The sequence below is a fragment of the Sporosarcina sp. Y1009 genome (genome assembly GCF_057669865.1).
Window position 1 is genome coordinate 22,168 of record NZ_JBYHFO010000020.1, and the last position, 25,487, is coordinate 47,654.

A 25,487-nucleotide genomic window follows, 5' to 3' on the forward strand; every position below is an offset into this window, starting at 1 on the left:
AACAAATATGCTGTGTTGTGTATAGGAGGTGTTTTTTATGATTATTGATGTTCATTTGCCTGATTTATCATTCGTCAGGGAAATCGAAAAAACTTTCTACATTAACCGTGGTGTTTACAATACGATCGACGCATGGTTTTACGAGAATGGATTCAAGGATGTTTTAGACAGAAGAGTACATATTTTGAAGTTTTTGCACTACATAACAGCAAATGTAGAAGAACACTTGACAAAGCAACGCTTCCCAGAAGGATTAACGAATACGTTGGAAAGTTATGTGAACCTGCAAGAAGTAGTTGTTTAGTGTTAACGCAACAAAAAATTAGGAGGAACTTACAATGACAAAAAAAAGAATTTTATTAAACGCATTTGATATGAACTGCCCTAGTAACCAATCTCCCGGACTTTGGTCCCATCCTGACAATGAAGCACATCGCTACACGGACATTAATTATTGGATCGAGTTTGCACAGTTATTAGAAGAAGCGCAGTTTGACTCTGTCTTTTTAGCAGATGTACTCGGTCCGTATGATGTCTATGAAGGAAAAAGAGACGCGGGTCTTAGGCAAGCGGTGCAATCCCCTATCAATGATCCGATGCTCATTGTTCCGGCAATGGCAGCAGTTACTAAAAATTTGTCATTTGGCATTACCGCGTCTGTCACGCATGAGCATCCTTATACATTTTCACGTCGCATGTCGACATTAGATCATTTAACAAAAGGCCGTGTTGGCTGGAATGTTGTAACGTCTTATTTGAAAAGTGCAGCAATAAACATTGGAATGACCGAACAAATTGCACATGATGAACGCTATTCAATTGCAGAAGAATATTTAGACGTTTGTTATAAATTATGGGAACAAAGCTGGGAAGAAGATGCCGTTGTTCGTGACATAGAAAGAAAAATGTATGTTGACCCAGAAAAAGTTCACGACATTCAACATAAGGGTAAGTACTTCACCGTTCCTGGCGCTCACTTATGCGAACCTTCTCCACAACGAACGCCGGTCATTTTTCAAGCTGGTTTATCACCAAAAGGAAGTGCATTTGCGGCAGAACACGCAGAAGGGGTCTATGTCTCCATGCCTACAACTGATATCGCGCGTAAGTTTGTCGATAAAATACGCGGTCAGGCGGAGCAGTTTGGTAGAAAAGGCGAAGATATCAAAGTGTATAGCCTCTTCACTCCGATTGTCGGGCGAACGCAAGAAGAAGCAGAAGCAAAATATGAAGATTACAAAAAACATATTAGCCTTGAAGGTGCGATGAGCTTGTTCAGTGGCTGGACGGGAATCGACTTATCTGAATACGATTTAGATGAAGATCTACAGTTTGTTGAAAACGATTCAATGCGTTCACGCGTTGACATTTTCACAAAAGTGGATCCGGACAAAAAATGGACCATTCGAGAAATTGCTGAATTTGTGGGAATCGGCGGTATCGGTCCAGTTGTTGTCGGCACACCTGAAAAAATTGCAGATGAAATGGAAAGATGGGTTAAAGATGCGGATGTCGACGGATTTAATATAACGTACGCAATTAAACCAGGATCCTTTAAAGATTTTGCAGAATTGGTCACACCCGTTCTACAAGCGCGCGGATTAATTCGCCAAAAGGATGATGTGCAAAGTACGACAATGCGTGGAAATTTATTTGGAACCGATCGATTGCCTGAAAATCATCCTGGAAAAACATTTTCACTCGTCAATGTCTAAATCATTAACTATAAAGGTGGTCATTAAAATGAAAAAAGTCATAATTCCTTTTCTAGCATTGTTTACGCTACTTCTCCTGTCTGCATGCAGTTCTGGAGAAGCAAGTGGAGACAAAAAAGAGTTGAAAATCGGGGCGACGTCAGGGCCTTATGCAGATCAACTGAAAGAAAGCATCATTCCATTACTGGAAAAAGACGGTTACAAAGTAAAACTGGTTGAATTCAATGATTACATCCAACCAAACCGTGCATTACAAGAAGGCAGTATTGACGCAAATGTATTTCAAACATCCGTCTATTTAGAGGCTTTTAATAAAGATCATAAGGCAGATCTAGCAGTCGGTCATGCGGTACCCACCGCACCAATTGGACTGTATTCAGAAAAGCATACAGATGTTTCTGACGTAAAAGAAGGAATGAGGTTAACATTGTCTAACGACCCAGTTAGCACGGCGAGAGCCCTTCAAATGCTGGAACGTTTGGGATGGATTACACTTACAGGTGAAATTGATCAATCTAGAGCTTCTGAAAAAGACATCGTTGAAAACAAATACAATTTAGAAATTAAAGCAATTGACGGTGCACAACTTCCAAGATCGTTAGGCGATACCGATTTTGCATTCATTAACGGTAATTTTGCAATTTCCTCGGGCTTAAACTTGCAGGATGCCGTTCTTATAGAGGATACGCCGCCTGAATTTATGAATAACGTTGCCTATCACAAGGACAATTTAGACGAACCGTTCGCAGCGGCAATTAAAAAAGCCTATCATTCTGAAGCGTTTTTACAATATACGAACGAAAATAATGCGGAATTTACAAAACCCGATTATCAGAAAGAATAGGAGATAACCCCATGATTGAACTTGTGAATGTTACGAAAACGTATAAAAACGTCACGGCCGTTGATAATGTCAGTCTTACCATTCCGAAAGGTGAAATTTTCGGCATTATCGGTTATAGCGGCGCGGGAAAAAGTACATTACTTAGATGTCTAAATTTACTTGAAAAACCGACAAAGGGAAAAGTCCTCGTTAATAAAAAAGATTTGATGGCTTTGTCCAAAAAAGAAGTGCGAAAAGAACGATTGAAAATCGGCATGATTTTTCAACATTTTCATTTAATTAGCTCTGCGAAAGTATATGAAAACATTGCCTTTTCAATGTTGGCGGCCGGGAAAACGAAAGAAGAAATTCAGCAACGTGTTCCAGAGTTACTCGAAATGGTTGGGCTTGCCGATCGTGCCGATTATTATCCGGCTCAACTATCGGGAGGTCAAAAACAACGCGTAGGGATTGCACGTGCACTTGCGAACGACCCAACCGTCCTACTTTGCGATGAAGCTACGTCTGCACTAGATCCTAATACGACGGCGTCTATTCTGAAGTTGTTGAAAGAAATAAACGAAAGATTAGGGATTACCATCGTCCTCATTACACATGAAATGGCAGTTGTTCAAGAAATTTGCCACCGCGTTGCAGTGATGGAGAATGGTAAAGTTATTGAGGTGAATGAAGCGTATGAATTGTTTGCTGATCCACAAACTCCATTGGCAAAGCAATTTGTTCAAACCGTTCATTCCTTAACATTGCCAGAACGTTTACTAGAAGCAAGAACCGGATCCATTGCTCAAATCACCTTCCGCGGTGACTCTGCAGAAGACAGTATCATTTCAGAGACAATCAATCGTTTCAAAGTCATCGTAAATATACTGCATGGTCAGATCAGCTATATCCAAGATCGTCCGCTAGGTATTCTCATCGTTGAAATTAAAGGCGAACAATATGAAATTGAACGCGCAATCGAGTATATTACAAATCGAACGAACCGTCTGGAGGTGCTGGCTCATGTCTCCTAGCTTACTAAATGAATTCGGCGTCGCCTTTTTGGAAACTGCATGGATGTTAACAATATCCGTCACGCTTTCAGTATTAATCGGGGTCCCACTTGGAATTGGACTGTTTACGACGAGCGAAGGAATGTTTTGGCAAAATAAAATCCTACAAAATATATCCGGTACAATTATTAATATTATTCGTTCCATCCCATTTGTCATCTTACTCGTCGTATTACTTCCTTTAACGACATTCATTCTTGGGGATTCAATGGGACCTACCGCAGCAAGCTTTTCGCTAACGGTAGCGGGCATTCCATTTTATGCACGATTAGTGGAAAACTCTTTACGCGAAATTGACAAAGGCGTCATTGAAGCAGCTGAATCAGTCGGCGCTTCCCCGTGGCTAATTATTCGAAAAGTGTTATTGCCAGAATCTAAATCAGGACTCATCTCGGGTTTAACAGTCACAATCATTAGTTTGTTAAGCTATTCCGCAATGGCAGGAATGATCGGCGGAGGCGGTATCGGGGACTTCGCTATCCGTTTTGGCTATTACCGTTATCAAAACGAAGTCATGGTCATCACTGTCGTTTCCTTAATCTTCCTTGTTCAGTTCATTCAATTTATTGGCGATCGGGCTGCACATGTGGCTGATAAAAGGTAATTCAAATTCATAAATCCTTACATACGCTGTCCATGCAGCTTATGTAAGGATTTTTATTTTTTAAAACTTCCTAAGAAAAAGGTTCTTGTTGAAGCAGGATAAATTAAAAATAATGACATATCCTAAACATTAATCTAAATGTATGGAGGTTATAATTTGAATAAAGGCATAGATAAATTATTAAGTATTTTGCTCCTTTGCATTTTCCTTGTCGCTTGTCAGAATACTCATCAGACGGATAGGAACTCACTTCTCCCCTCCTCCGAACAAGAAAACAAACAGATGCGTGATGGATACTTAGATGATCAACCTCAATTTGAAGGTGGTTCAGAAAGAGACGTTCGTGAACCCCGTCCTGTTTCAAACGATATATTGCAAAAGAAATATCCTAATATCGTCTATCTACGTGGGGATCCAACGATTAATCAAGTAGCGCTGACATTTGATGACGGACCTGATATCCGGTTTACGCCTCAAGTGCTTGACGTTTTAGCTAAACATGATGTGAAAGCAACTTTTTTTCTATTTGGCGCGAGAGCAGAAGCAAATAGAGAGTTAACGAAACGGATTCATGATGAGGGGCATGCGATTGGAAACCATACATATTGGCACCCCAATTTACCGAAAGAGAGTTTAGAAAGGTTACGATGGGAATTGACAGAAACGGAACAGGTGATCGAGGAGATAATTGGTTTTAAACCACGTCTCTTCCGCTCCCCATATGGCGCTTTAAATGATGAGATTGTACAAGTATTGGCTCAAAATGATAATACGGTAATCGGTTGGGATGTGGATTCTCTTGACTGGAAACAACTTAGCGCTGACATTATTTCAGACAATATACTCAGTAATGTTGGTTTCGGATCCATTATATTAATGCATGATGGCACCGATTGGACAGCAGATTTATCTGGAACAGTTCAGGCTTTAGATACAGTCATACTAAAACTGAAGGAAGACGGAACGAAGTTTGTCACGGTTCCAGAATTAATTGGAATACCCGTGGCAAAATGAAAAAAGCATTGGGATCACGGAACAACCAGTCATCTCGAACCAAACCTTTTTAACAAAGTGATTTCGGAATTCACAGTCAACCTCCTTCATATGTTTATTGTACATATGAAGGAGGCGCTAATTTGATCCAATTTAATAAAAATCTTTCTAAAACCATCAAGCAGCAATCAGAAAATATATCCCCCACCAATATAGAAATTAAAAACAACTTCGATAGTATTATGAGATTTTCAATAGCTGTCTTGGATGAATCAAGGAAATTCAACAATAGTTACGACGGTTTAAACGAAGAGACTGAACATCCCTTAATTGATGAAGGCAACTTCAATCTCATTATTTAGCTAATCTTTTATATCAAAGAGATGAATCACCCTTACCTAAATTGTTTCCCGAAGGAGTACTTATTCATCCACTAGCCTTGATTACTAAGGCGGGTAGTAATTTTCAAGATGTTATGAGAAAGCTAAAAACTAGAAAAGTAATCTCATTAAATCGGGATTTAGTATTGCCTTGGCCTTGCAAAAAATCGAGATTAATTAAGAGTATAGTACTGATTGGGCAAGGTAGAAGATGGGGGCAGTGGTGTCAAGACGACACGAATCACCATGTAGAATTATGGTTACCAATTGGGATCGCGTGGGTCTATGGAGGAAATCACTCTATAACAGCTGGGATAATTCAAGGCAAAGGGGAAATTATTCCTAGGTATGTTTATGACATTAGTGATGTGTATGATTATGTGTATTGTGTTGGTGTTAATTATTATCGTAAAGAAGATGGCAGTATTATCTCACCCGTCCTTAATGCTGAGTTTGCGGCTATATTTGAAATAGGTCGTATAATGGCTGAGAATTCAATAAGTTATTAGATGCGAGACCAAGAACACTTAAACAGATCTTAATAGGAATAACAACAAAATTTGTTACCGAAAGTTTTCCTCATCTAATGAGCATTGAACAAAAGTGTCCAGTATAAAAAGTCGCCGCCTCTTCAGCTTGTGTATCAAAAAGCAACTTCGACAGTAAATCCTCCAGGTGCCTCTATATCGAAGATATCTTCTAATCTATTAAAATATACTTTCAATTTCGTAATGAATCATATCTCCTGACTTTCTTTTTTCGCCACAACTTCCAAAAGATTGTGCAAATAGGCAATACCTTTTACTTGCTCCACTAATACATTATCAATGTATTGAAGTGACTTAAAAGCCATTTCCTTAGCCTGCGTTACGTTGTTCTTATCAAAACCAGTCAATACCTCACGAACAATATCTAACGAGTAAACCACCCTTTGAACAGTTCGGATGATAAGCACCTTTCTAATATCAGATGGGCTAAATATACGGAATCCACTCTCTTTGTTACGTTCGGGCTTTATCAACCCTTCCTTTTCCCAATGTCGAATCGCAGAAGCAGACACATTCGCTTCTTTAGCTACCTCTCCAATCGTAAACCAATTTTTATGTTGGTAATCTGGAAAGGCAGTTAACTCGTTTAAATCAAGTATATCCACTGTTTTTTGTATGGTTTCCTTTTCAGTATGAAGATCAACCTGTGCCTTGTTAATTTGCCATAAGGCATCAAGTTCTTTCTCATTTATGATGAGTGGCATAACCTTTCGGACCAAATCCATCCCGAAGCCAGCATTCAATGCACGTATACACCGAAAATATGCCTCGTGCTCCTTTGTATAGATGCGGTATCCATTTGTCTCTCGCTCAACTTTAGGAATAAGTCCCCAAGATTCATAATGCCTTAATGCACTCGTACTAATATTCAACTTTCTTGCAATGTCAATGCCTTTCATCACTAATCTCCTTCTATAACCCTACAAAAGCTAATTAAAGTAAATGACGGGTTTTCTTATAATAATCCTTTAATACGAGTATATACAATAACACAACCTTATCATTTGCACTAATCTTGTATGATTAATGTGTAAGGTGAATTTTTAAAGTTCCCTAACTAAATTTAATAATGAGGAGAGAGATTAATGAATAATCCAGAAGTTAACCAAACTATCGTACCTTATTTCATGGTGCTAAATGCACCACATTTTATTGAATTTACTGAGAAAGTTTTTAATTCTGAGGTATTAACCATCGATAAGTTCGAGGGTACGGAAGGTGTAGTTCATGCGGAAATGAAAATAGGAGGAAGCATTATTTATTTTGCTGATACCTCCCATGATGGAAGCTGGAGTCCAGGAGTCTGTGGTGATTTACAGAATGACGGCTTAGTACCAATACAAATGTTTATTTACGTTGAGAATATTACTGAAACATATGAAACAGCCTTGAGTACAGGAGCCACCTCCATCATGGAAGTTATGGGTGATGAAAACAGTGGGTACATGGCAGGTTTTGTAGATCCATTTGGCAATTTATGGTGGCTTAAATCTAAAAAATAAAATCGGTATATTCATTTGGTATGGAACTGACTTAGTCAGTTCCATTTTTATTTGGCGACCGCGTTAGCTTAAGTTCTACATTGAAATAGCCTGTGTTTTGCCTCCAGGAGCGGTTACTATTATCTTATAAATTTTAGGCACGTAAGAAACTGTATGCAAGGTGCCAAAAAAATTCTCGTGATCCGTGTAAAAAACAGGAGATGTTGGAGTACTAAACCATTCATGAACCTCACTTACTGGCTTTATGGTCTGAGATAAATGTGCTAATGCTTCAACCCTGTCTAAAGAAGAGTCAAAATTTGTTTGATTGTAAGTTTAAAGATAGTCGGTGATTTATTTTATATCAGTTATTAGACAAATAATCTTCTAATTGAATGAAGGTGCCAGAGAATCCTTTTTGAATCAAAGCCTGTGATTCTACAAAGGTATTAAGCTCCTCTTTGGTTGCTGATACAGGAGTTTGAATCATTGTAAGGGTTGTTTTACCATCGTGTTCTAGGAACGTAAATGTATTCTGTACTTTCAGTGGCCAGGTAGTATTAAAAGGTGCGCGGGCGACATTGCCTTCATCATCCGAAAAGAATTGAGTATACACAATCTTTTCCGGAATGCTAATTTCATCGTAAATGAATTTGACCCACATGATATCGCCGCAGGGGATTTCTGACTATAGTGGAAGATACCACCTTGGCTGAACTCGAGCGTAGAAATATTAAATTCCCATCCTTTTGGTCCCCACCAACTTTGCAAATGTTCAGCTTGAGTAAATGCCTTAATAACGTTCTCCCGGGCAATATTAAAAGTGTGAATGATTTCGATTTTTGATGACATAATTTCCCCTCCAATAATTTGATATTCACCACCACGCGAATATACCGTGCTGTTCATTTTATAATAACCTAAGGAACTCTTTTTACACATAGTTATTTCCGTGAAGCCGGCATTTTACAATTAATGCAAATTAAAAAGATGACTTCGTAATAATACCGAAGTCACCTAATCACTCGAAATCACTCTGTAATAATCACTTCATCTGATAAAGGGACCATATTTCCTTCTATTTTCTTACCTTCCCATGCCGTTACTTTTAATTTATATCCTGTTATTTTTGAAGGTAGCTTAAGTTTTGTTGACATTTTCTTTGTTTTATTTTTCGGTATTGTTCTAGATGCATACTTAACATCTACTACTTCATTTTTTTCATTCAAGAGTTCCATCATTACGATAATATCTTGATTATTGTTTTTCGTATTTGTTACTTCAATTTCAGCCGTTATCATGTCATTTGGTGTTAGCTGGTTAATAACTTGACCTTTTTTATTTGTGAATATTGTCTTTACGTCCATTGCATACGCTGATTTTTCCCAATCTATTTTGTATTCCAATTCAGATATCCCGTCAGTAGCCGTAACTTTGATGAACGTACTATTTTCACTAGTAACAATTTCAACTTGAGCTCCTGGCTCATTAGCTTCGGCTTCTATAGTCAACTTATGCGCCGAGGTTATTGTATAATTCGTCCGGCCAGGTGAAAAATCTGACAATGGCTCACCATCTACCGTGACTGTTTTTAATGTTGCGTCGGTTTCAGGAACCGCAATTTGATATAAATTACTGCCTAGTGCATAGTAAATACTACCATCCACTCCCACTGACATATTGTTCATAAAATCTTCAACGAGCACTTTATATGCTAATGTTTCTGGCTCGATGGCAATTAACTTCCGCGATAATGTCGTATATAACATACCATCTGGTGCCCATTGCAAGCGATATGGGAACCATTTACTACTATTGTATAAGCTTGGTCGGATTACTTTACTTTTCACAATTTCTTTCGTAGCTGGATCCATTGCGAAAATGGTTCCATCCACTGCACCCCATAAATTTCCATCAGGACCAAATGAAAGTCCACCAATCATTCTTGGTGTTTCATCGATTCCGGGTATATCTGGCGTAAATTCTTCTATTTTCTCTCCCGTTTCAACATCCCACACGAATATTTTTGCTTCTGTCGCTTTCGGGTCTACGCCTAAGCCGCCCCATACAGATGTACCACCATAGATTTTTCCATCTTTATAGGCCAAAGCAATAATACTTTGATCTTGTACGACATTTCGATGTTGCGACCACTCATCTGTTTTTTCATCATAGATTGCTAAAGCGCCGCCTAGGATACCGTAATCTGGAATCGTTCCAACGAATAACTTATCATCCCCTGATGTAATGGCAAATGGACGGTCTTGCTGATCTGTAATATCATACTCAAACTTTGGATTACTATTTAAATCTACATCTGCTAGTGGATCATAGCTGTACATCATAGCCCCCACATAAGTTCCGTAGTACACTTTGTCATTTAGAAATCCGATTCCCTCTGGTTGTGCAAACGATGGGATATTTACTTCCAATTCATTTTCAAAAGGATTATAAATACTCATCCCACGCTGATAACCGCCCATATATAACTTTCCATCATGACCTGTTTCAAGTGCTTGGATGGCCACTGCTTGTGAAGAGATATCTAGCTCAATAAATTTCACGCTATTGCTAGTTGGATTGTATAGCATGAACTCCCCATATTGCGTCACCATAGCCAAAACGGTTTCTCCACTAGTTAACGTGAGCCACTCCATATCCTTCACACGGACAGTATCCGGAAGCAGTGGAATGCCTTCAATTAAACTAGATTGATTGACGCTAAAATCATATTGATACAATCGGTTTTGAAATTTATAGTAGATAAGATTCGCATTATGTGGTGACGGTTCAGAAATCATATTGCTATATTGGAATGTATGAACAACTTCGTTCGTTTCCGGGTCAATCACAAGCATTGTTATCGTACCGACAGAAACAAGAAGCATATCATTCACTATAAACATGTTTTCAATCGTTCCACTTTGTCCAGAATGCCCTTCAATGATGATTTCTTCTTTCTCACCTGTCACTCTATCTACTTTAAATAGATGCTTAGTCGTTCCGATGCCCACATAAATGTGCTCATCTGTGACAGCTATCCCCCTAGCGTATTGCTGCCCTTCTTTTACAGTTCCGTAATCTCTGAACTCTCCAGTCGCAATATCATACTCAAAGACACTTGCATGGGGATATGTCGATCCATAAATCTTTCCATCTTCTGTAGCCTCTAAATCCCATACCCAATCATCTGAAGGATTTACACCTAATTCTTCGATCTTTTCTAGTTCAGGTACATACCGATACAGTTTCCCATCACCAGTGCCCGCAAAATAAACATTCTTATCAGGTCCAACTGTCATTGCCCATAATGCTTCTGTATCGTTTACAACTTCTGAAAACTTAAGTTCCCCTGTTTCTGCATCCAGCACCGAGAACGTTCCTGGAAGACCATTCGAATGATAATACACTTCATTTTCTCCAAATTGATTCTCTTGAATGACAGATGCTTGTCCCAATTGTACTTGTACCATTTCTCCAAGATTTGTAGGATTGTTGTATTCTCGTTCTAAAGGTTTGTCCACCTCGGCTAATTCGAAAGTTACATCATCGAAATATGCCTCGGTTAAACTAATCCCACCTGAGTAAAAAGCGATTCTTGCGGTGACAGCATTGCTCGGAACATCCGTGAAAACTTTTAACTCTGTCCACTGATTTTTGGGCAAGTTTCCAAACAGTTCCTGTTTTATTTTGTCGGATATCAATCGATCATTCTGGTCATAATAGCGCACTTCAGAAACGATATTATGCGTTTGATTCACGACATTTGTCATGACTTTCGACAAATATACTTTCCCCGCAACAACCGGAAATTTATCACTTAAGACACGCAGCCCAGATTTGTCCGATGTATCATTAAAATGTAAGCTTTGACTTCCATTATTAAAAGTCGAGGTACTAATAGATATCCCTGATGCGCCACTTTCTGGCGTCCATCCTGGGATTGAACCATCTTCATTTAAAGCTATTTCAAAACCAGCGTTTACGACATTTCCTTGAACCTCAATTTCTTCCGCATAAAATGAAGCAGGTTGAGCGGGTAATAAACTGATGAGTAAGACCATGCAAAAAATGATGAGTCCTACTTTTTTAGTCGAATTCTTTTTCATACTACACCCCTATTCTTATTTTTTTAACCTTGACATCCCAAATGTCCGAAATGACTAAATTATGTGTCGACTTGTTCTCAAAATTACATTATTTTTCAACAAGAGACAAGTCTTTATAATGACTTTAAATTTCAATATTCATTTTAAATATCATTTATCACCACTTCCTAAGTTTTAATAAAAAAACCGACCACTCCTAATTAGGAATAATCGGCGTTCATATCGAACATGTTAAATGTAAAAAAGTGTTTTATCGTTATATGGCATTTCTTAGTACGACCTTATGTTATTCTTTCATCCTCCAAATTTCTCCATAAGTGATGGGCTTCTCTGGCTATATGCTCTAACAAATCCGGAGGTGATGTTGTGGCGATTGCACATTTTTTGATTAGCCATGGCAACATGGAGGCGGTTATCACCAAACAAATATGCATTATTGTATGCGCTGCACGGCTGGATATCAGTATTACCAGTGATTTCTTAATATAGCAAACATTAAATTCTAAATGAGCTTTGCTTTCTTTCCGATTCGGTAACTATTTACCGTGAAAAGGATGATTACAGTGGAGGTAATTTTAATCAAGGTAGCCTGATTATAAGATGAAGATTGGAAAAGACGACTTAAAATCCACATTTCCGAATTTTAAAGTCGTCTTTTTTGGTATAGCTATCAAGATTCTTTAATAACCGAACGCATTTCTGTGCCTTCTGTAATTAGCTGAGTTACTTTGGGACGTTTTCCTTCTTGCAGATCGTTAATGGTTAAACCAAAATCCATCTGAAGATGAGGATAATCTGTAAAGCCGCGCCAGTCTCCGCCCCATTGAAAGCCCAACTTCTTTGCAATTTCTGCAACCTCAAACCAATCTGATTGACCATTTCCGTTCCCATCATATTCAATATCCCAAATCACATGACCATTCTCAAGCTGAAGAGCAAAATCGACTGCAAGGCCAAAGTTGTGATAGGATTCGCCTCCCTCTGCATGAGTAACTACTTTTCCGGGAGTTCTTCTGCCCTTATCATAAAGCTTGTCTTGCTCCTCATAAGAACGGTAATCATCTGTGATCAGGATTTTAATCTTTTTTTCTGCTGTTTTTTCTATTAAAATCTCTACTTTCTCAGCTACAATGGGATGCAGTTCAGTTGGTAAAGTCTCTACATTTACTTCGTATTCAACCCGTTTCGTTGATCCAGGATTTCCCTTCATGAATAAGAAAGATTGATAGGCGACAAATGCACAGAGGAATAACAGCAATATTTTTAGTAGCTTCTTCACAAGTTGTTATCCACTCTTTCTCAATGATTTTCGACAAAATATACGTTTAATTTAACATGAATAGGACGAAAACTGTACGAATTTAGTTTCAATGTTAGTATAGATTACTTATGTTAACTTTAACCAAATAAAAAAACCGCCTTTATCTGCAGCGGCTCACTAAATTAAAAATGCTTTAGATTATTCGTTATCCATATTTGGATTTCTTTCACGAAGCATCCAGTAATGTTGAACAGGTTGTTTCTCATAATTAAAGTGTAATTCGTAGAAATACATATGCCATCTTGGATTTATATGTCCATAGTATTTCGCTAATGTACCGTACAAACTCGTCTACTGAAGAAGTTCTGGTAAACGGGGATCCATTTATTCTCTCCTTTTTCTTTTCAACTATATCACATGTATTCAACGTCATGATTCTGTATGGGCGCAATAACAAAGGCGCGTTTTACCGATTGAATTTCATTCCTCATAACCAATTATTTGAAAAACCGCATATAGACGATATCATCCAATGCGGTTTGTTCATTCATACCTCCTTTTCAATCAATGGAATAAAGAAATCGTAACATTCCAGGAAAAAACTGTTACTCCGAAAGAAGGAGATGTATTTCCAGTGATTGATATTGAGGAATTGAGGATAGCACCTGTTGAAGAAGAATTTCCACCTACTATGTCAGAATATGCTGTTCAAGATGCGATTCATGGAATGTCTCATCAAAAAGTTCACGCAGATGACAAATGGGATTTCTTGCCTATGACTCAAGAGCGAATAGAACGTTTGATTGAAGTAGTTGAAGGAAACCAAAGCAGCTACAACGATTTGAAATTGTATTTAGAAATTCTTAATCGCTGGGCAGACAATGATTTCTCAAGAGCAGATAAAGACCACAATGCCGTTTGGTCTCTTCAAGGAGGTAATGTTGGACGAGCAAAAGGTATAATGTCTTTTGAAGAAGAAAAATATTTTATAAAAAAGCATTTTAAGATTGAAGTAATTGATGTAACGTCAGATTGAAACTGGCGTTACTTTTTGTATTGTCTATCAATTAATCAATTGAATTACAAAAAAGTGTTGATAATAATGGCGAAACGGTTTACCTTATTCAGATTTCTGTTGAAACAATTTCGCTTACAACCACATGCCTTCCATAGAAATAACTGGGGAATTTATTCAGACTTAGGATAAGAACTTGGTACGGCTATATCGTATCAATGTCAAAATCAATTTTGGTGCGTGTAAGTCGACTATGTTTTAGTATAAACATTGCAAACTTTTCGGATACCGACCCTATCACAATATAAAAATGAGATAGATTGCTCTACCTCTCTGACTAAAATAATGATTTAACTTTGATCCTCTTTAAATATTCAAATTATATATATTAAATACTTAAACAAATGTTATACCATCACTAATTCTAAAATAGCCTTTTACCATTGGTCTATTTTTGATAATTTTGAAGATCTATCTTCCTATTATTTTTCTGTTTGTTTTTGCTTCTTTTTCAAATACTCCGCACGTATTTTTTCAAGTTGCTGCTTTTTATCAAATTTGGCAGGCTTGTTTTTTTCATGATACTTTGTCACAGCTGCCTTACCTTTGTTATCCAATTGATATTTCCCCACTTTGTTCACCTACTTTTCTTGTCTTAAAGAGAATCTATTCAACAAATATAATATACCTCATTTTACTGAAGTAAACCTTATTTGTGTACCGCTAACCTTGCATATATCAGTAAAACAATAAAAACTTTGTAATATAATTCATCGCCAAGGTTCACAACAGAACGATTCAGTTGAACCTGGAAGTGTCGAGTGCCCGCAGCAGAAAGGGTTGATGCAATTGCAAGTTTTCATAGTGGCAATAGAGGTATAGCTATGAAGAAAAGCAACTGGGAGCGACTATTAACACTTACATCATGCCGCCCATCACTCAACGCATTAAATAGGAAGATATATATGCAAAGTTTACTTTAGATATAAGGATTCTGCGTTTATACTAACTCCAGTTCGTATGTTTACATGGAACAAAAAATTAAAGTGGTCATAAAGTTATCCTACAACTACTAATGATGATGAATTGACTCTAAATAAGTCTTTTATTGATTAGAGTATTTATTTACTGATATCATTTTTGCAACGTTCTTTTATACTTTTTGCCTGAAATGGGTTTAGCGTTGTAAATCCTCATTTTCCTGACGGTACCCTTTCAATCATTTATCCATGTTTAACATACATTCACAAAATCTATCTTTTTTACAAGACCCTTTAGCCAATGAATGATTTTTTATTTCTTTTATGAATCGATATAGCCAATAGAATCATCGCGATGAGCGCAATCACACCAAATGTTGTCGCCCCTAAGAACGCACTGTTAATCCCATGTAGTAATCCATCCGTCGAAATCCCACTCAACTGCTTCGGCGTCATACTTCCTTTAGCTGTTTTCTCCACGAATAAATTCGTTTGTGTCGTCATAATAGTGATCATGACAGCCGTTCCAATTGCCCCCGCAATGGCCTGAATTGTGTTTTGCATGGCCGTACCATCCCCGTATAGATCACTCTTTAATGAATTTAAGCCCGCTGTCGTAAGCGGCATCAGTAAGAAAGTTACCCCAATCGACCGAACCACGTAAATAAATGCGAGGAATACAATTCCAGATGTAAAATTCAAGTTGGTGTAGACTGCGGTCGTTCCAACAAGTACGACTGTTCCAAATATGCCTATCCATTTGATTCCATATCGATCATACATTCTTCCCGCGATAGGTGACATAATCGCCATGGCAATACTGCCTGGTAAAAGGAATAAACCCGATTCTAATGCGGTCATTCCACGATTATTTTGCAAGTAAATGGGGATTAAAATCATTGTTGCATACGTAACGCCATTTACAAAGAAAGTAATCACAACAGAAAATGTAAATTCGATTGATTTAAATATTTTCAAATCAATAAGCGGTTCTTCTGTATTCAGTTGTCTCACAACAAATAAGAATAGGGAGATGACGCCAATCGCTAGAGAAATCATAACAGTCATACTTCCCCAACCCGCTTTTCCCGCAATACCAAACCCGTATAAAATACCGCCGAAGCCGAATGTTGACGTAATAACGCCTATAATATCGAGTTTAGCAGGTGTCGGCTCTGAAACATTTTTCAGCACAAAGAAAGATCCGATTAAGGCTGCGAGTGAAAATGGCAAAATGGCGAAGAAGATATAGCGCCATGATAAAGTTGTAATTAAGAAACCTGAAAGTGTCGGACCCAATGCGGGCGCAATCATAATTGCTACCCCAACAATTCCCATAGCCGCGCCGCGTTTCTCCATTGGAAAAAGCCGAAACACCACGCTTATTAAGAGCGGCATGACGATTCCGGCTCCAATTGCTTGTATAACGCGCCCCGTTAAAAGAAGCGCAAAACTTGATGCTGCCCCACATAATAACGTCCCAATTGAAAAAACAATCATTGAGGTGAAAAACAGCTGACGTGTTGAAAAGCGAGCCATTAAAAATGCCGTCACTGGAATAAAAACACCATTCACCAACATATATAGTGTGATCAACCATTGCGCAGTTGTCGATGACACATTAAATTCCGTTGTTAAAGTTGGCAATGCAACGTTTAGCACCGTTTGATTTAAAATTGCTGCGATTGCCCCAATTAAAAGGACTGTTAAAATCGGCCCTTTTTTAAACTGATCTTTTTCTTGTTCGTTCAATTAAACAAATCCCCTTTTCAACATAACACTTATTTAGGAAAGCTCACAATTCAATAGTTCCGTTAATTGCATCTGTTTTATCTCGCCCTATTTCCATAGTTTGCATAATAAATTATCTTGCCCGACATGAAGATCTAGTTCCCCTAACAATTCTAAACATTGCCTTGAGAGGATATTTTATCAATGTGTCACGTATTTCATTATTGATCACTAGCAAAACTCACTTTCAATGAATATTTAGTAGGCTAATTAAATAGTAACATAATGTTAATTATAAAAAGAATTAAAAGAATTACGTGTATCACTAGTAACAATTATTAATTATAACTCGATGCTATTTGATGTTACCTAACGATCCTTCTTATACTATTTTATATTCATTCTTCAAGAATCCTGTCATTTAGCACAACAAGCGATATGAATTGCGGAAATGACAACTCCTTCTTTTGTTAAAGCACCAGTTTACGGAAAAGCATTTCAAATAAATGTAAATTTGTGAGTTGAAGCTCAACCTATCTAACACATTATCAACCATTCTGTACTGAACCCAAAAATAGATATATCCTACGACGTATATTGTAACAGCAACTATGGGGCCAACTTATAGGAATACCCACTATTAAATGATTAACAGTTAACTCGAATCTGTAATAACCGTAACCGATTTAGAACCAGAGATCAGCGAGCATCTCCATCGATCGCTTCCTATCTTCCGGATCGTAGGCGTATGTCACAACAATCAGTTCATCGGCCCCACTACGTTCCGCAAATTCTTCCAATTTCTTACGTACTGTTTCCGGAGAACCGACCGCTTTGAGACTGAACATCGATTCCATAAGTGCCCTTTCCTGTTCTGTTCCTAATGCTTCAGGATCCACAGGTGGCTGCAATAAGCGCTGTTTTCCAGTTTGCATATCCAATAAAAATTGCTGTGTCGTGGTCCAAATTCTCTGCGCTTCCTCATCCGTTGGAGCAACAACCACGTTAATGCCAGCCATGACATAAGGTTCGGCAATTTGTGCCGTTGGTGCTGTCGATTTAAATGCCGAACGATACAGGTCAATCTTCTCTCTATAATTGTCCGGGGTAAAATGCGTGGCAATAGAAAAAGGCAAACCCAGTTGACCAGCAATCGAGGCGCCATTCACACTTGAACCTAAGACCCATATTGGTACATTCGTGCCTGTCCCTACATTAGAAGTTACAGGTACACTATGCGCCAAGCCCTCATCGCTGAACCATCCAATGAGATCATAAATAGAATTAGCAAAAGATTGTGGGTCACTACCGGAACGACTAAGTAACTGAGCAGTCTGAGCATCGGTGCCTGGAGCCCGTCCAAGTCCTAGATCAATTCTATCAGGAAACAATTGGGCAATTGTGCCAAAACTCTCGGCTACCTGGAGCGGAGCATGGTTGGGCAGCATAATACCGCCTGAGCCCACACGTATTTTTTCCGTCACCTGTGCAGCCAGTCCAATAAGGTTGGAAGTTGCCATGGATGCCAAAGTTTTCGTGTTATGGTGCTCTGCAAACCAAAGTCTCTTAAAACCAAGCTTATCTAACAGTTGAGCCGATTCTAAAGCTTGCTCCAATGCTTCCTTTATCGTTTGACCTTCTGATATACTGACTAGTTCAAGCACGTTTAATGGTATATTTTTCGTCATTTCATGCACCTCTATATTTTTTTGTATTGTCTATTCGCTTCCTACTACATATTATTGTAATAGGTAACCTTGTTCTTCTAAATTTATTAGCATGCTAATTTTATAATTATCCTTTTTATCTACTAATTTTCATAGCTTCATGGATTAGCTTTATTTTCACTTTCGAAAACGATCACGATGTTCTGGGATAGATATTTCTAAATTTCCTCGTAACGTATTTGATGCATATTCTGTACGGAAAATGCCTCTGTCCTGTAAAATCGGAACGACTAAATCAGCGAAATCTTGTAGTCCTGTTGGATACTCTTGTTTTATTAAGAGCTGATCCATTGCACCTGCTTCATACCATTCCTGAACTTCATCGGCTACTTTTTCAGCTGAACCTAAAAGTCTAGGTTTTGGTATCCTATAACCAGGCATTAAACTTTCCAATTCCCTGAACTTTTCTTCTGCTTCTTTTTCAGTTCTACCTACGATTGGATTTTCAACCACTGCAACAATAAAATCTTCCGGTGATCGCCCTTCTGCGGCTACTCGTCTTTTCAACTCTGTTGCCATTCTCACGCTTTCAGTAAGGGTATTATTATGAATAAGGGCTGCGTCCGTATACTTTGCAGCATTTTCCATCATATTGGTAGAAGTACCTGCTGTGTAAAGTACTGGTCTTCCTTGGGCTGAACGACTAATACTTAATGGACCATCTACCGAGAAGTAATTTCCTCGATAATTTAAAGCGTGCATCTTATTTGGATCCAAAAATACCCCACTTGCTTTATCGCGTATAAAAGCATCATCTTCATACGTATCCCATAATCCTAAGACAATTTCCATGAATTCCTTTTGCATGGGATATAAATCACTTTTTGACAAGTGCCCACGGCTAAAGTTAACCAGTCCCCCGGGATTTGAAGTTATTAAATTTACAGAAGCCCTTCCTTTACTAATTTTATCTAGTGATAAAATTTGTCTTGCTGCTGTATATGGATCTCCATACGAACTAGCAATTGTCGCTGAAAGACCAATGTTTTTAGTAACCATACTAAGAGCCGACATAAGACTGACACCTTCAAAAAAACTCAAGTAATGCGGAATATTCCCTGGTCCAATATGGCTCACATCGATTAAAAATAGCGTATCAAATTTTGCAGTTTCTGCGATCTTTGCCTGTTTTACATAGTGGTCAATATTTTCACTCGCATCGGCAGGCATTTCTGGATGTCTCCATCCCATATAGTTCCAGCCAACACCTTCAAGCACAGCACCTAATTTTAATTTTTTTCTATTATTCATTGAGTGAACCCTCTTTCATAGTTGTAATGATTTATTATGGAATCGTATTCTCATCTAAGAATTCTTCGGCAAGTAATTTATAAGAATCAATCATATTTCTATGAACATCAAAATATAGAGTAGAAAATACTAAGGCAACTTATTTCTACAAATATGTAAATAAAGTAGATAGTTGTAAATTATAAACTAAAGAACTTTTTCTTGAACTAAGATTGGTGCATATTTCTCTATTAAATCACGACTAACACTATAGTAACGATAAGTGCCTTCTTTTCTTACAGAGACCAAGCCAGCATCAATCAATATTTTCAAATGATGTGTTAAGGTCGAGTTGGAGTTAATTTCCAATTCATCGATCATATCCATACAAGCCATATGCGATTTGGAATCCAATATCTTCACGATTTGTAAACGAGTAGGTTCACCCAGTGCTTTATAAATTTTCACTACCATTTCATCGTTCACATCAACCACCCTTTCCACTCTTGTTTCGATGCTTATAGAAATAAGGTTATAGATTCTTCAAATCTTTGTCAACAAAATAAACTTAAATGATATTCATCCACAAGCCTTAAGTTCTCGTTCAATAATTTGGCACGGTTGTAGAAATTGAGCTTAAAAAAAGCACCTATGCAACATCGAATTCAGAACTCAATGTCGCACAGGTACTCTTCACTTTTTAATATTACGTCCCAGGAGGGATTCGAACCCCCGACCCACAGCTTAGAAGGCTGTTGCTCTATCCAGCTGAGCTACTGAGACAAGTGTTTACAACAACTGGTATTGTTGCGACAAGTTCTATTATAGGCAGGACAAAATAGAATGTCAACACTATTTTAAAACATTTTTACTTCCACAGTGTTTACCACTTCGTGATCCATATTTTTGAAGGTAACGTTTAGGTTTTCATTCCACTCGATAACTGCGTATGTAGCCTCTTTACCGCCTCTTGGCGCTATTGTGCTGCCAGGATTTACAAATAATATTCCATCTTTCATTTCAGCGCCGTATAAATGGGAATGCCCAAATATTACGATGTCGGCATCTTTTTCCTTTGCGCGGTAATACAATTCCATTAATGAACTTTTAATATTATGTTCATGGCCGTGCACAGCAAGAATTGTTTTGCCGCCCACTGATTTAAAAACTTCTTTCGGAAAATTAGAATCAAAATCGCAATTTCCCCTAACTCGATTCATCGATACCAATAGTTCGTCTTCAAACGGTAATTCGCTATCTCCGCAGTGGAAATGTGCATCAGCTGATAATGAAGAAACGGCTTTTACCGTTTCCCTGTCCCCGTGAGAATCACTCATCACAATGATTTTCATAGTTAAGAACCTACTTTCTTTATTAATTGCGGTAATTTTACTTGAAGTTTTTCAAGCGCATTTCCTCTATGAGAAATTTGCCCTTTTTCTTCTGGTGATAATTCAGCCATAGACCTTTTTTTACTCGGGACATAAAAAATCGGATCATAGCCGAATCCATTATTTCCTTGTCGTTTCGTTAAAATAGAGCCTTCACAACTTCCTGAAAATGTTTCCGTTTCAATATTTGGTCCTGCGATTGCAAGAACACATCGGAACCGCGCAGTGCGTTGGTCATTATCAATGTTAGCAAGCTCTCTAAGCGCTTTATCAATGTTTTTACTATCTGTACTGTCAGGTCCTGAGAATCGTGCAGAATAAACGCCTGGCGCCCCACCGAGCGCGTCGATTTCAAGTCCACTATCATCAGCAATAACCGTTTTACCAAGTATTTTCGCTACTGTTTCTGCTTTTAAAATTGCGTTTTCTTCAAATGTTGTTCCTGTTTCTTCAACATCAATTTCTTCTTCAATATCATTTAATGTTAATACCTTTATTCCAAGCGGTGTAAACAAGGCTTCAAAATCTTTCCCCTTACCCGTATTATTCGTCGCGATAATTACTTCTTTCATAAAACATCACCTTCGCCTTTACCAACTAACTCAGCAATTGGTCCAAGTGCTTCTTTCTGGTAACCAATAAGTTCTGCAATTCCTCTTTCCGCAAGTGACACAAGACCGTTCATTTCGTCTTTTGTAAATGTTGCTTCCTCGCCTGTCCCTTGTAATTCAACAAATGCTCCAGCACCTGTCATGACGACGTTCATATCCACAGCTGCGGATGAATCTTCGATGTAATCCAAGTCAAGAATAAGCTTGTCCTCAGTCGTTTTACCAACACTTGTCGCTGCAAGATACTGCGTAATTGGAAATTTCGCTAAGCCTTTTTCTTCATGTAGCTTTGCAAGTGCGATTGTCATGGCGACGAAAGCACCTGTAATCGATGCAGTTCTTGTCCCACCGTCAGCTTGGATCACATCACAGTCCACCCAAATTGTTCGTTCACCAATTACATCTAGGTCGACAACAGTGCGCATAGCTCGTCCAATCAGTCGTTGGATTTCCATAGTCCGACCGCCTAACTTACCACGTGTCGCTTCACGCTGCGTACGCTGCCCTGTAGCACGCGGTAACATGGAATACTCTGCCGTAACCCATCCTTTTCCACTACCTCGTAGGAAGTGCGGTACACGGTTTTCAATCGAAGCTGTACAAATTACTTTTGTGTTTCCAACGGTGATAAGCACCGAACCTTCTGGATGAATTAAATAGTCTTTTTCAATCGTTACCGGTCTAAGCTCTCCTGTTGCTCTTCCATCATATCTTGTCATTAAATAGCCTCCATAAATAATTAATCTTACCTCTATCATAACCTAATTTCATCAATACAAAAACCCGGACGTCCAAAATAGACATCCCGGGTTTTATGTTAATGTTAACTGTCGTACATCAGGATTTTCAATTCGTAACCAATCACTAACAATTGCTTGAAAAGTAGATTGTAAACCCGTCGTATAAAAAATTGGTTCAATATATTGTTTCGTTTCATTTACAAGAGAATTATCGTTTAATACACTCTCTATATCATGCACGGTTTCAACCGCAGATGAAATTACATTCACATTCGCTGGAAGACTCTTTTTAATATGTTCTTCAAGAAGTGGATAATGCGTACAACCTAAAATGGCTGTATCAAAATCATTTCCAGCTAAATCACTCAACGTTTGTTCAACGACAATGCTTGCATAATCAGTCTTGTATTGACCACTTTCTACCAGTGGAACAAATTCCGGACATGCAAGCGAAATAACCGTCGCTGTTGGGGATTGATGTGTAATTTCATTACGATATGCACCGCTCTTAATCGTTCCAGCCGTTCCTAGAACTGCAATTTTCTTCGTATCTGAAGTGGCCAACGCTGCACGTGCACCAGGCACAATAACGCCGATGACCGGAAAATCGAATAATTCGCGTACGTCATTTAACGCAACGGCTGTTGCTGTATTACAAGCTATCACAAGCATTTTAATGCCCATTCTTGAAAGTGCTGATGCCATTTCAATTGTAAACTGCCGAACTTCTTCAGCAGGACGCGGCCCATAAGGACAACGCTTATCATCTCCTATATAGATGATTGACTCATAAGGCAATTTAATTCGTAATTCTTTGACGACGGTCAGTCCGCCGACACCCGAATCGATAATTCCGATTGGTCCTTCCACTTTAATCCCTCAATCCCACTTCATCTCTTTGTGCAATTTTGTTAGCAGGTTAGAGAATTGTTTAACTTCATCTTCTTCAAAATTGGCTAACACCGAATTTAAATAATCACGCCGCTTATCAATGACCTCTTCAATCACACGTTTTCCTTCTTCAAGAAGATGGATTCTAACGACACGACGGTCTTTATCGTCACGTACTCGTTTTACAAGATTATTTTTCTCCATACGATCGACAAGATCAGTCGTCGTACTGAAGGCGAGATACATCTTATTCGACAAGTCACCAATTGTCATATCGCCGTGTTCAAACAGCCATTGTAGCGCAATGAATTGCGGTGGAGTAATTGTATAGTTTTTTAATATTTTTCTTCCGCTATGTTTAATGATTGCTGCAATATATCGAAGTTCTTTTTCCATATGGGCTACTTCTATTACATCATGCTTCTTTGATGTCTTCCGTTCCGCCAAAGCTAACCAACTCCCTGATAACAATTACTACTTCTATTGTCCCCTTTTTCTCCCGGTATGGCAACTCATTTTAACGCAAATGCAATTCACCAAGCCGTAATAACTCGATAATCGCTTGCGCTCTACCCGAAACCCCAAGCTTTTGAATCGTGTTGGAGATGTGATTTCGAACAGTCTTTTCGCTAATACCGAGCCGTCCTGCGATATCTTTTGTCGTGAAGTCATTGATGAGCAAATTGAAGATTTCTCGCTCTCTACCCGTTAGCAACGAGCGGTGTTTTGGTTCATCTGTCAAGACGCGCCCCTCCTATCCACTTTCACCTTAAAATATGTCAGTAAGGACAATGTCGTGACGGCTCTAACCCAGTTAACCGACAAAAAGCGACTTTTCTTTTTCACTCCAAGCAGTTCCTTTTCCAGTTTTACGATTAATCTGGACTAAAACACCTCTTCCCACAAAGACTATTTCACCGTTTTCATTTTTTGCCATGTAGTGAATATCTACAGAAGAATTATTAACTGCATTTGATTTAACGTAAATTTCTAGTTTTTCATTATATGTAATTGGTTTTAAGTAATCGCACTGGACATCTGCTACTACCGGTATTTTCTCACCTTTTGGATCTAGCCATTCATCCATAAACCCAATACTTTTAAAGAATTCTATTCTCGCATACTCCATATATGAAATCGTTATGGCATTGTTCACGATCCCGTACATATCGATATCTGAAAAACGGACGGTTAGCGGTGCAAAAAAAATAAATTCCTCTTTCCATGTTTCAAAATCCTCTATATAATTCGCCTTCATATTAATATTCCTCATTTCTATGTATTGATCGTCATGTTTTCATAATAACAGATAATACACAAAAAAAACCTACTTCGCATTCGTTAGCGAAGTAGGTTTATAGAATTCTCTTAGTCGACCATATGATCGCTTCCGAAGAAGTTTTTGAACATTTGAACAGATGTTGCACGGTTCATCGCTGCGATTGAAGTAGTAAGCGGAATTCCTTTAGGACATGCAACCACACAGTTTTGTGAGTTTCCACATTCTGCAATCCCACCATCAGTCATCAATGCTTCTAGTCGCTCATCTTTGTTCATAGCACCTGTTGGATGCGTATTGAATAGACGTACTTGAGAGATAAGTGCAGCTCCCATAAAGTTCGTTTGATCGTTCACGTTAGGACATGCTTCTAGACAAACACCACATGTCATACATTTTGAAAGTTCATAAGCCCATTGACGCTTGCGTTCAGGCATACGAGGTCCTTCACCAAGATCATACGTTCCATCGATTGGAACCCATGCTTTAATCTTTTTCAATGAATCAAACATCACGTTTCTATCAACGACAAGGTCGCGAACGACAGGGAATGTTTTCATCGGTTCAAGTCTAATGGGCTGTTCTAACTTATCAACTAAAGCAGTACACGATTGACGTGGACGACCGTTAATGACCATTGAACATGCACCACAAACTTCTTCTAGACATACCATTTCCCAGCTAACAGGCGTGGTTTTCTTGCCGTCAGCATTCACTGGGTTACGTTGAATTTCCATTAAACCGGAAATTACGTTCATATTGGGTCTGTAGTCAATTTCAAAGCTTTCCCAATAGGGTTTTGACTCAGCTGTATCTTGACGAAAAATCTCAAATTGAATTGTTTTTTGCGTCTCCTGCTCAGTACGTTCTTGAACTGCAGTATTTTGTTCGCTCATTATATGTCA

General features: G+C 38.4%; 26 protein-coding genes, 1 tRNA gene and 1 pseudogene. 10 read left to right on the forward strand and 18 right to left on the reverse strand.

The window, feature by feature from the left end; all coding sequences use genetic code 11:
- The first annotated feature begins 37 nt into the window (after positions 1-37).
- The 8 genes and pseudogenes from AC25Y1_RS17245 to AC25Y1_RS17280 form a co-directional block, all read left to right on the forward strand.
- The gene (locus AC25Y1_RS17245) at positions 38-304 is read left to right on the forward strand and encodes a hypothetical protein (protein WP_488149241.1); all 267 of its coding nucleotides are present in this window, start codon (positions 38-40) and stop codon (positions 302-304) included.
- 34 nt (positions 305-338) lie between these two features.
- Positions 339-1,715, forward strand: a complete 1,377-nt coding sequence (locus tag AC25Y1_RS17250; protein WP_488149242.1) for an LLM class flavin-dependent oxidoreductase — start codon at positions 339-341, stop codon at positions 1,713-1,715.
- 28 nt (positions 1,716-1,743) lie between these two features.
- Positions 1,744-2,559 (forward strand): MetQ/NlpA family ABC transporter substrate-binding protein, encoded by an 816-nt coding sequence (locus AC25Y1_RS17255; protein WP_488149243.1) that lies wholly within the window; start codon positions 1,744-1,746, stop codon positions 2,557-2,559.
- An 11-nt stretch (positions 2,560-2,570) separates the two neighbouring features.
- A complete protein-coding gene (locus tag AC25Y1_RS17260) occupies positions 2,571-3,572 on the forward strand; it encodes a methionine ABC transporter ATP-binding protein (protein WP_488149244.1) in 1,002 nt (333 codons plus the stop codon).
- Positions 3,562-4,215, forward strand: a complete 654-nt coding sequence (locus AC25Y1_RS17265; RefSeq protein WP_488149245.1) for a methionine ABC transporter permease — start codon at positions 3,562-3,564, stop codon at positions 4,213-4,215. The genes AC25Y1_RS17260 and AC25Y1_RS17265 overlap by 11 nt, the downstream gene beginning before the upstream one ends.
- A gap of 156 nt (positions 4,216-4,371) precedes the next feature.
- Positions 4,372-5,229 carry a polysaccharide deacetylase family protein gene (locus AC25Y1_RS17270; RefSeq protein WP_488149246.1) on the forward strand — a complete coding sequence of 286 codons (858 nt, stop codon included), beginning with the start codon at positions 4,372-4,374 and terminating at the stop codon, positions 5,227-5,229.
- Between the two features lie 122 nt (positions 5,230-5,351).
- Positions 5,352-5,570 carry a hypothetical protein gene (locus AC25Y1_RS17275; protein ID WP_488149247.1) on the forward strand — a complete coding sequence of 73 codons (219 nt, stop codon included), beginning with the start codon at positions 5,352-5,354 and terminating at the stop codon, positions 5,568-5,570.
- Positions 5,571-5,605: 35 nt separating this feature from the next.
- Positions 5,606-6,097: pseudogene (locus AC25Y1_RS17280) on the forward strand (DUF6710 family protein); the annotation flags it as partial.
- Between the two features lie 227 nt (positions 6,098-6,324).
- Here AC25Y1_RS17280 and AC25Y1_RS17285 read toward each other — a convergent pair.
- Positions 6,325-7,035: a MerR family transcriptional regulator gene (locus AC25Y1_RS17285; protein WP_488149248.1), complete on the reverse strand. Its 711-nt coding sequence runs from the start codon at positions 7,033-7,035 to the stop codon at positions 6,325-6,327.
- A 186-nt stretch (positions 7,036-7,221) separates the two neighbouring features.
- Here AC25Y1_RS17285 and AC25Y1_RS17290 point away from each other — a divergent pair, with 186 nt between their 5' ends.
- A complete protein-coding gene (locus tag AC25Y1_RS17290) occupies positions 7,222-7,638 on the forward strand; it encodes a VOC family protein (RefSeq protein WP_488149249.1) in 417 nt (138 codons plus the stop codon).
- Between the two features lie 343 nt (positions 7,639-7,981).
- Here the strand turns inward: AC25Y1_RS17290 and AC25Y1_RS17295 are convergent, their stop codons facing one another.
- From AC25Y1_RS17295 to AC25Y1_RS17305, 3 genes are all read right to left on the reverse strand, one after another.
- A complete protein-coding gene (locus AC25Y1_RS17295) occupies positions 7,982-8,281 on the reverse strand; it encodes an SRPBCC family protein (protein WP_488149250.1) in 300 nt (99 codons plus the stop codon).
- Between the two features lie 367 nt (positions 8,282-8,648).
- Positions 8,649-11,726 carry an NHL repeat-containing protein gene (locus AC25Y1_RS17300; RefSeq protein ID WP_488149251.1) on the reverse strand — a complete coding sequence of 1,026 codons (3,078 nt, stop codon included), beginning with the start codon at positions 11,724-11,726 and terminating at the stop codon, positions 8,649-8,651.
- Between the two features lie 670 nt (positions 11,727-12,396).
- Positions 12,397-13,005 (reverse strand): M15 family metallopeptidase, encoded by a 609-nt coding sequence (locus AC25Y1_RS17305; protein WP_488149252.1) that lies wholly within the window; start codon positions 13,003-13,005, stop codon positions 12,397-12,399.
- A 616-nt stretch (positions 13,006-13,621) separates the two neighbouring features.
- Here AC25Y1_RS17305 and AC25Y1_RS17310 point away from each other — a divergent pair.
- Positions 13,622-14,023 carry a DUF6241 domain-containing protein gene (locus AC25Y1_RS17310; RefSeq protein ID WP_488149253.1) on the forward strand — a complete coding sequence of 134 codons (402 nt, stop codon included), beginning with the start codon at positions 13,622-13,624 and terminating at the stop codon, positions 14,021-14,023.
- A gap of 461 nt (positions 14,024-14,484) precedes the next feature.
- Here AC25Y1_RS17310 and AC25Y1_RS17315 read toward each other — a convergent pair whose 3' ends face one another.
- The 14 genes from AC25Y1_RS17315 to sdhB form a co-directional block, all read right to left on the reverse strand.
- Positions 14,485-14,619, reverse strand: a complete 135-nt coding sequence (locus AC25Y1_RS17315; protein WP_488149272.1) for a hypothetical protein — start codon at positions 14,617-14,619, stop codon at positions 14,485-14,487.
- Between the two features lie 657 nt (positions 14,620-15,276).
- Positions 15,277-16,734, reverse strand: coding sequence for a DHA2 family efflux MFS transporter permease subunit (locus AC25Y1_RS17320; protein WP_488149254.1), 1,458 nt, complete (start codon positions 16,732-16,734; stop codon positions 15,277-15,279).
- A gap of 665 nt (positions 16,735-17,399) precedes the next feature.
- Entirely contained in the window at positions 17,400-18,401 is a 1,002-nt protein-coding gene (locus tag AC25Y1_RS17325) for an LLM class flavin-dependent oxidoreductase (RefSeq protein ID WP_488149255.1), read from the reverse strand.
- Positions 18,402-18,557: 156 nt separating this feature from the next.
- On the reverse strand, positions 18,558-19,691 hold the full coding sequence (locus tag AC25Y1_RS17330) for an NtaA/DmoA family FMN-dependent monooxygenase (protein WP_488149256.1): 1,134 nt from the start codon (positions 19,689-19,691) through the stop codon (positions 18,558-18,560).
- 186 nt (positions 19,692-19,877) lie between these two features.
- Positions 19,878-20,144 (reverse strand): ArsR/SmtB family transcription factor, encoded by a 267-nt coding sequence (locus tag AC25Y1_RS17335; RefSeq protein WP_488149257.1) that lies wholly within the window; start codon positions 20,142-20,144, stop codon positions 19,878-19,880.
- 235 nt (positions 20,145-20,379) lie between these two features.
- A tRNA-Arg gene (locus AC25Y1_RS17340) sits at positions 20,380-20,453 on the reverse strand.
- Positions 20,454-20,527: 74 nt separating this feature from the next.
- Complete coding sequence (locus tag AC25Y1_RS17345; protein WP_488149258.1) at positions 20,528-21,022, reverse strand: metallophosphoesterase; 495 nt, start codon at positions 21,020-21,022, stop codon at positions 20,528-20,530.
- 2 nt (positions 21,023-21,024) lie between these two features.
- Positions 21,025-21,633 (reverse strand): XTP/dITP diphosphatase, encoded by a 609-nt coding sequence (locus tag AC25Y1_RS17350; RefSeq protein ID WP_488149259.1) that lies wholly within the window; start codon positions 21,631-21,633, stop codon positions 21,025-21,027.
- The gene (gene rph, locus AC25Y1_RS17355) at positions 21,630-22,391 is read right to left on the reverse strand and encodes a ribonuclease PH (RefSeq protein ID WP_488149260.1); all 762 of its coding nucleotides are present in this window, start codon (positions 22,389-22,391) and stop codon (positions 21,630-21,632) included. Before rph ends, AC25Y1_RS17350 begins: the two co-directional genes overlap by 4 nt.
- 93 nt (positions 22,392-22,484) lie before the next feature.
- The gene (gene racE / locus AC25Y1_RS17360; RefSeq protein WP_488149261.1) at positions 22,485-23,282 is read right to left on the reverse strand and encodes a glutamate racemase; all 798 of its coding nucleotides are present in this window, start codon (positions 23,280-23,282) and stop codon (positions 22,485-22,487) included.
- A 9-nt stretch (positions 23,283-23,291) separates the two neighbouring features.
- Complete coding sequence (locus tag AC25Y1_RS17365) at positions 23,292-23,699, reverse strand: MarR family winged helix-turn-helix transcriptional regulator (protein ID WP_488149271.1); 408 nt, start codon at positions 23,697-23,699, stop codon at positions 23,292-23,294.
- A 121-nt stretch (positions 23,700-23,820) separates the two neighbouring features.
- Positions 23,821-24,045 (reverse strand): helix-turn-helix domain-containing protein, encoded by a 225-nt coding sequence (locus tag AC25Y1_RS17370; RefSeq protein WP_172368968.1) that lies wholly within the window; start codon positions 24,043-24,045, stop codon positions 23,821-23,823.
- Between the two features lie 72 nt (positions 24,046-24,117).
- Positions 24,118-24,561 (reverse strand): acyl-CoA thioesterase, encoded by a 444-nt coding sequence (locus AC25Y1_RS17375; protein ID WP_488149262.1) that lies wholly within the window; start codon positions 24,559-24,561, stop codon positions 24,118-24,120.
- A 110-nt stretch (positions 24,562-24,671) separates the two neighbouring features.
- A complete protein-coding gene (gene sdhB / locus AC25Y1_RS17380) occupies positions 24,672-25,478 on the reverse strand; it encodes a succinate dehydrogenase iron-sulfur subunit (protein WP_488149263.1) in 807 nt (268 codons plus the stop codon).
- Between the last annotated feature and the right edge of the window lie 9 nt (positions 25,479-25,487).

Coding starts and splice junctions, on each gene's coding strand:
- AC25Y1_RS17245 (WP_488149241.1), top strand. CDS start 38: ATGATTATTGATGTTCATTTGCCTGATTTATCATTCGTCAGGGAAATC.
- AC25Y1_RS17250 (WP_488149242.1), top strand. CDS start 339: ATGACAAAAAAAAGAATTTTATTAAACGCATTTGATATGAACTGCCCT.
- AC25Y1_RS17255 (WP_488149243.1), top strand. CDS start 1,744: ATGAAAAAAGTCATAATTCCTTTTCTAGCATTGTTTACGCTACTTCTC.
- AC25Y1_RS17260 (WP_488149244.1), top strand. CDS start 2,571: ATGATTGAACTTGTGAATGTTACGAAAACGTATAAAAACGTCACGGCC.
- AC25Y1_RS17265 (WP_488149245.1), top strand. CDS start 3,562: ATGTCTCCTAGCTTACTAAATGAATTCGGCGTCGCCTTTTTGGAAACT.
- AC25Y1_RS17285 (WP_488149248.1), bottom strand. CDS start 7,035: ATGAAAGGCATTGACATTGCAAGAAAGTTGAATATTAGTACGAGTGCA.
- AC25Y1_RS17290 (WP_488149249.1), top strand. CDS start 7,222: ATGAATAATCCAGAAGTTAACCAAACTATCGTACCTTATTTCATGGTG.
- AC25Y1_RS17295 (WP_488149250.1), bottom strand. CDS start 8,281: ATGTGGGTCAAATTCATTTACGATGAAATTAGCATTCCGGAAAAGATT.
- AC25Y1_RS17300 (WP_488149251.1), bottom strand. CDS start 11,726: ATGAAAAAGAATTCGACTAAAAAAGTAGGACTCATCATTTTTTGCATG.
- AC25Y1_RS17325 (WP_488149255.1), bottom strand. CDS start 18,401: ATGACGAAAAATATACCATTAAACGTGCTTGAACTAGTCAGTATATCA.
- AC25Y1_RS17330 (WP_488149256.1), bottom strand. CDS start 19,691: ATGAATAATAGAAAAAAATTAAAATTAGGTGCTGTGCTTGAAGGTGTT.
- AC25Y1_RS17335 (WP_488149257.1), bottom strand. CDS start 20,144: ATGGTAGTGAAAATTTATAAAGCACTGGGTGAACCTACTCGTTTACAA.
- AC25Y1_RS17345 (WP_488149258.1), bottom strand. CDS start 21,022: ATGAAAATCATTGTGATGAGTGATTCTCACGGGGACAGGGAAACGGTA.
- AC25Y1_RS17350 (WP_488149259.1), bottom strand. CDS start 21,633: ATGAAAGAAGTAATTATCGCGACGAATAATACGGGTAAGGGGAAAGAT.
- rph (WP_488149260.1), bottom strand. CDS start 22,391: ATGACAAGATATGATGGAAGAGCAACAGGAGAGCTTAGACCGGTAACG.
- AC25Y1_RS17365 (WP_488149271.1), bottom strand. CDS start 23,699: ATGGAAAAAGAACTTCGATATATTGCAGCAATCATTAAACATAGCGGA.
- AC25Y1_RS17375 (WP_488149262.1), bottom strand. CDS start 24,561: ATGAAGGCGAATTATATAGAGGATTTTGAAACATGGAAAGAGGAATTT.
- sdhB (WP_488149263.1), bottom strand. CDS start 25,478: ATGAGCGAACAAAATACTGCAGTTCAAGAACGTACTGAGCAGGAGACG.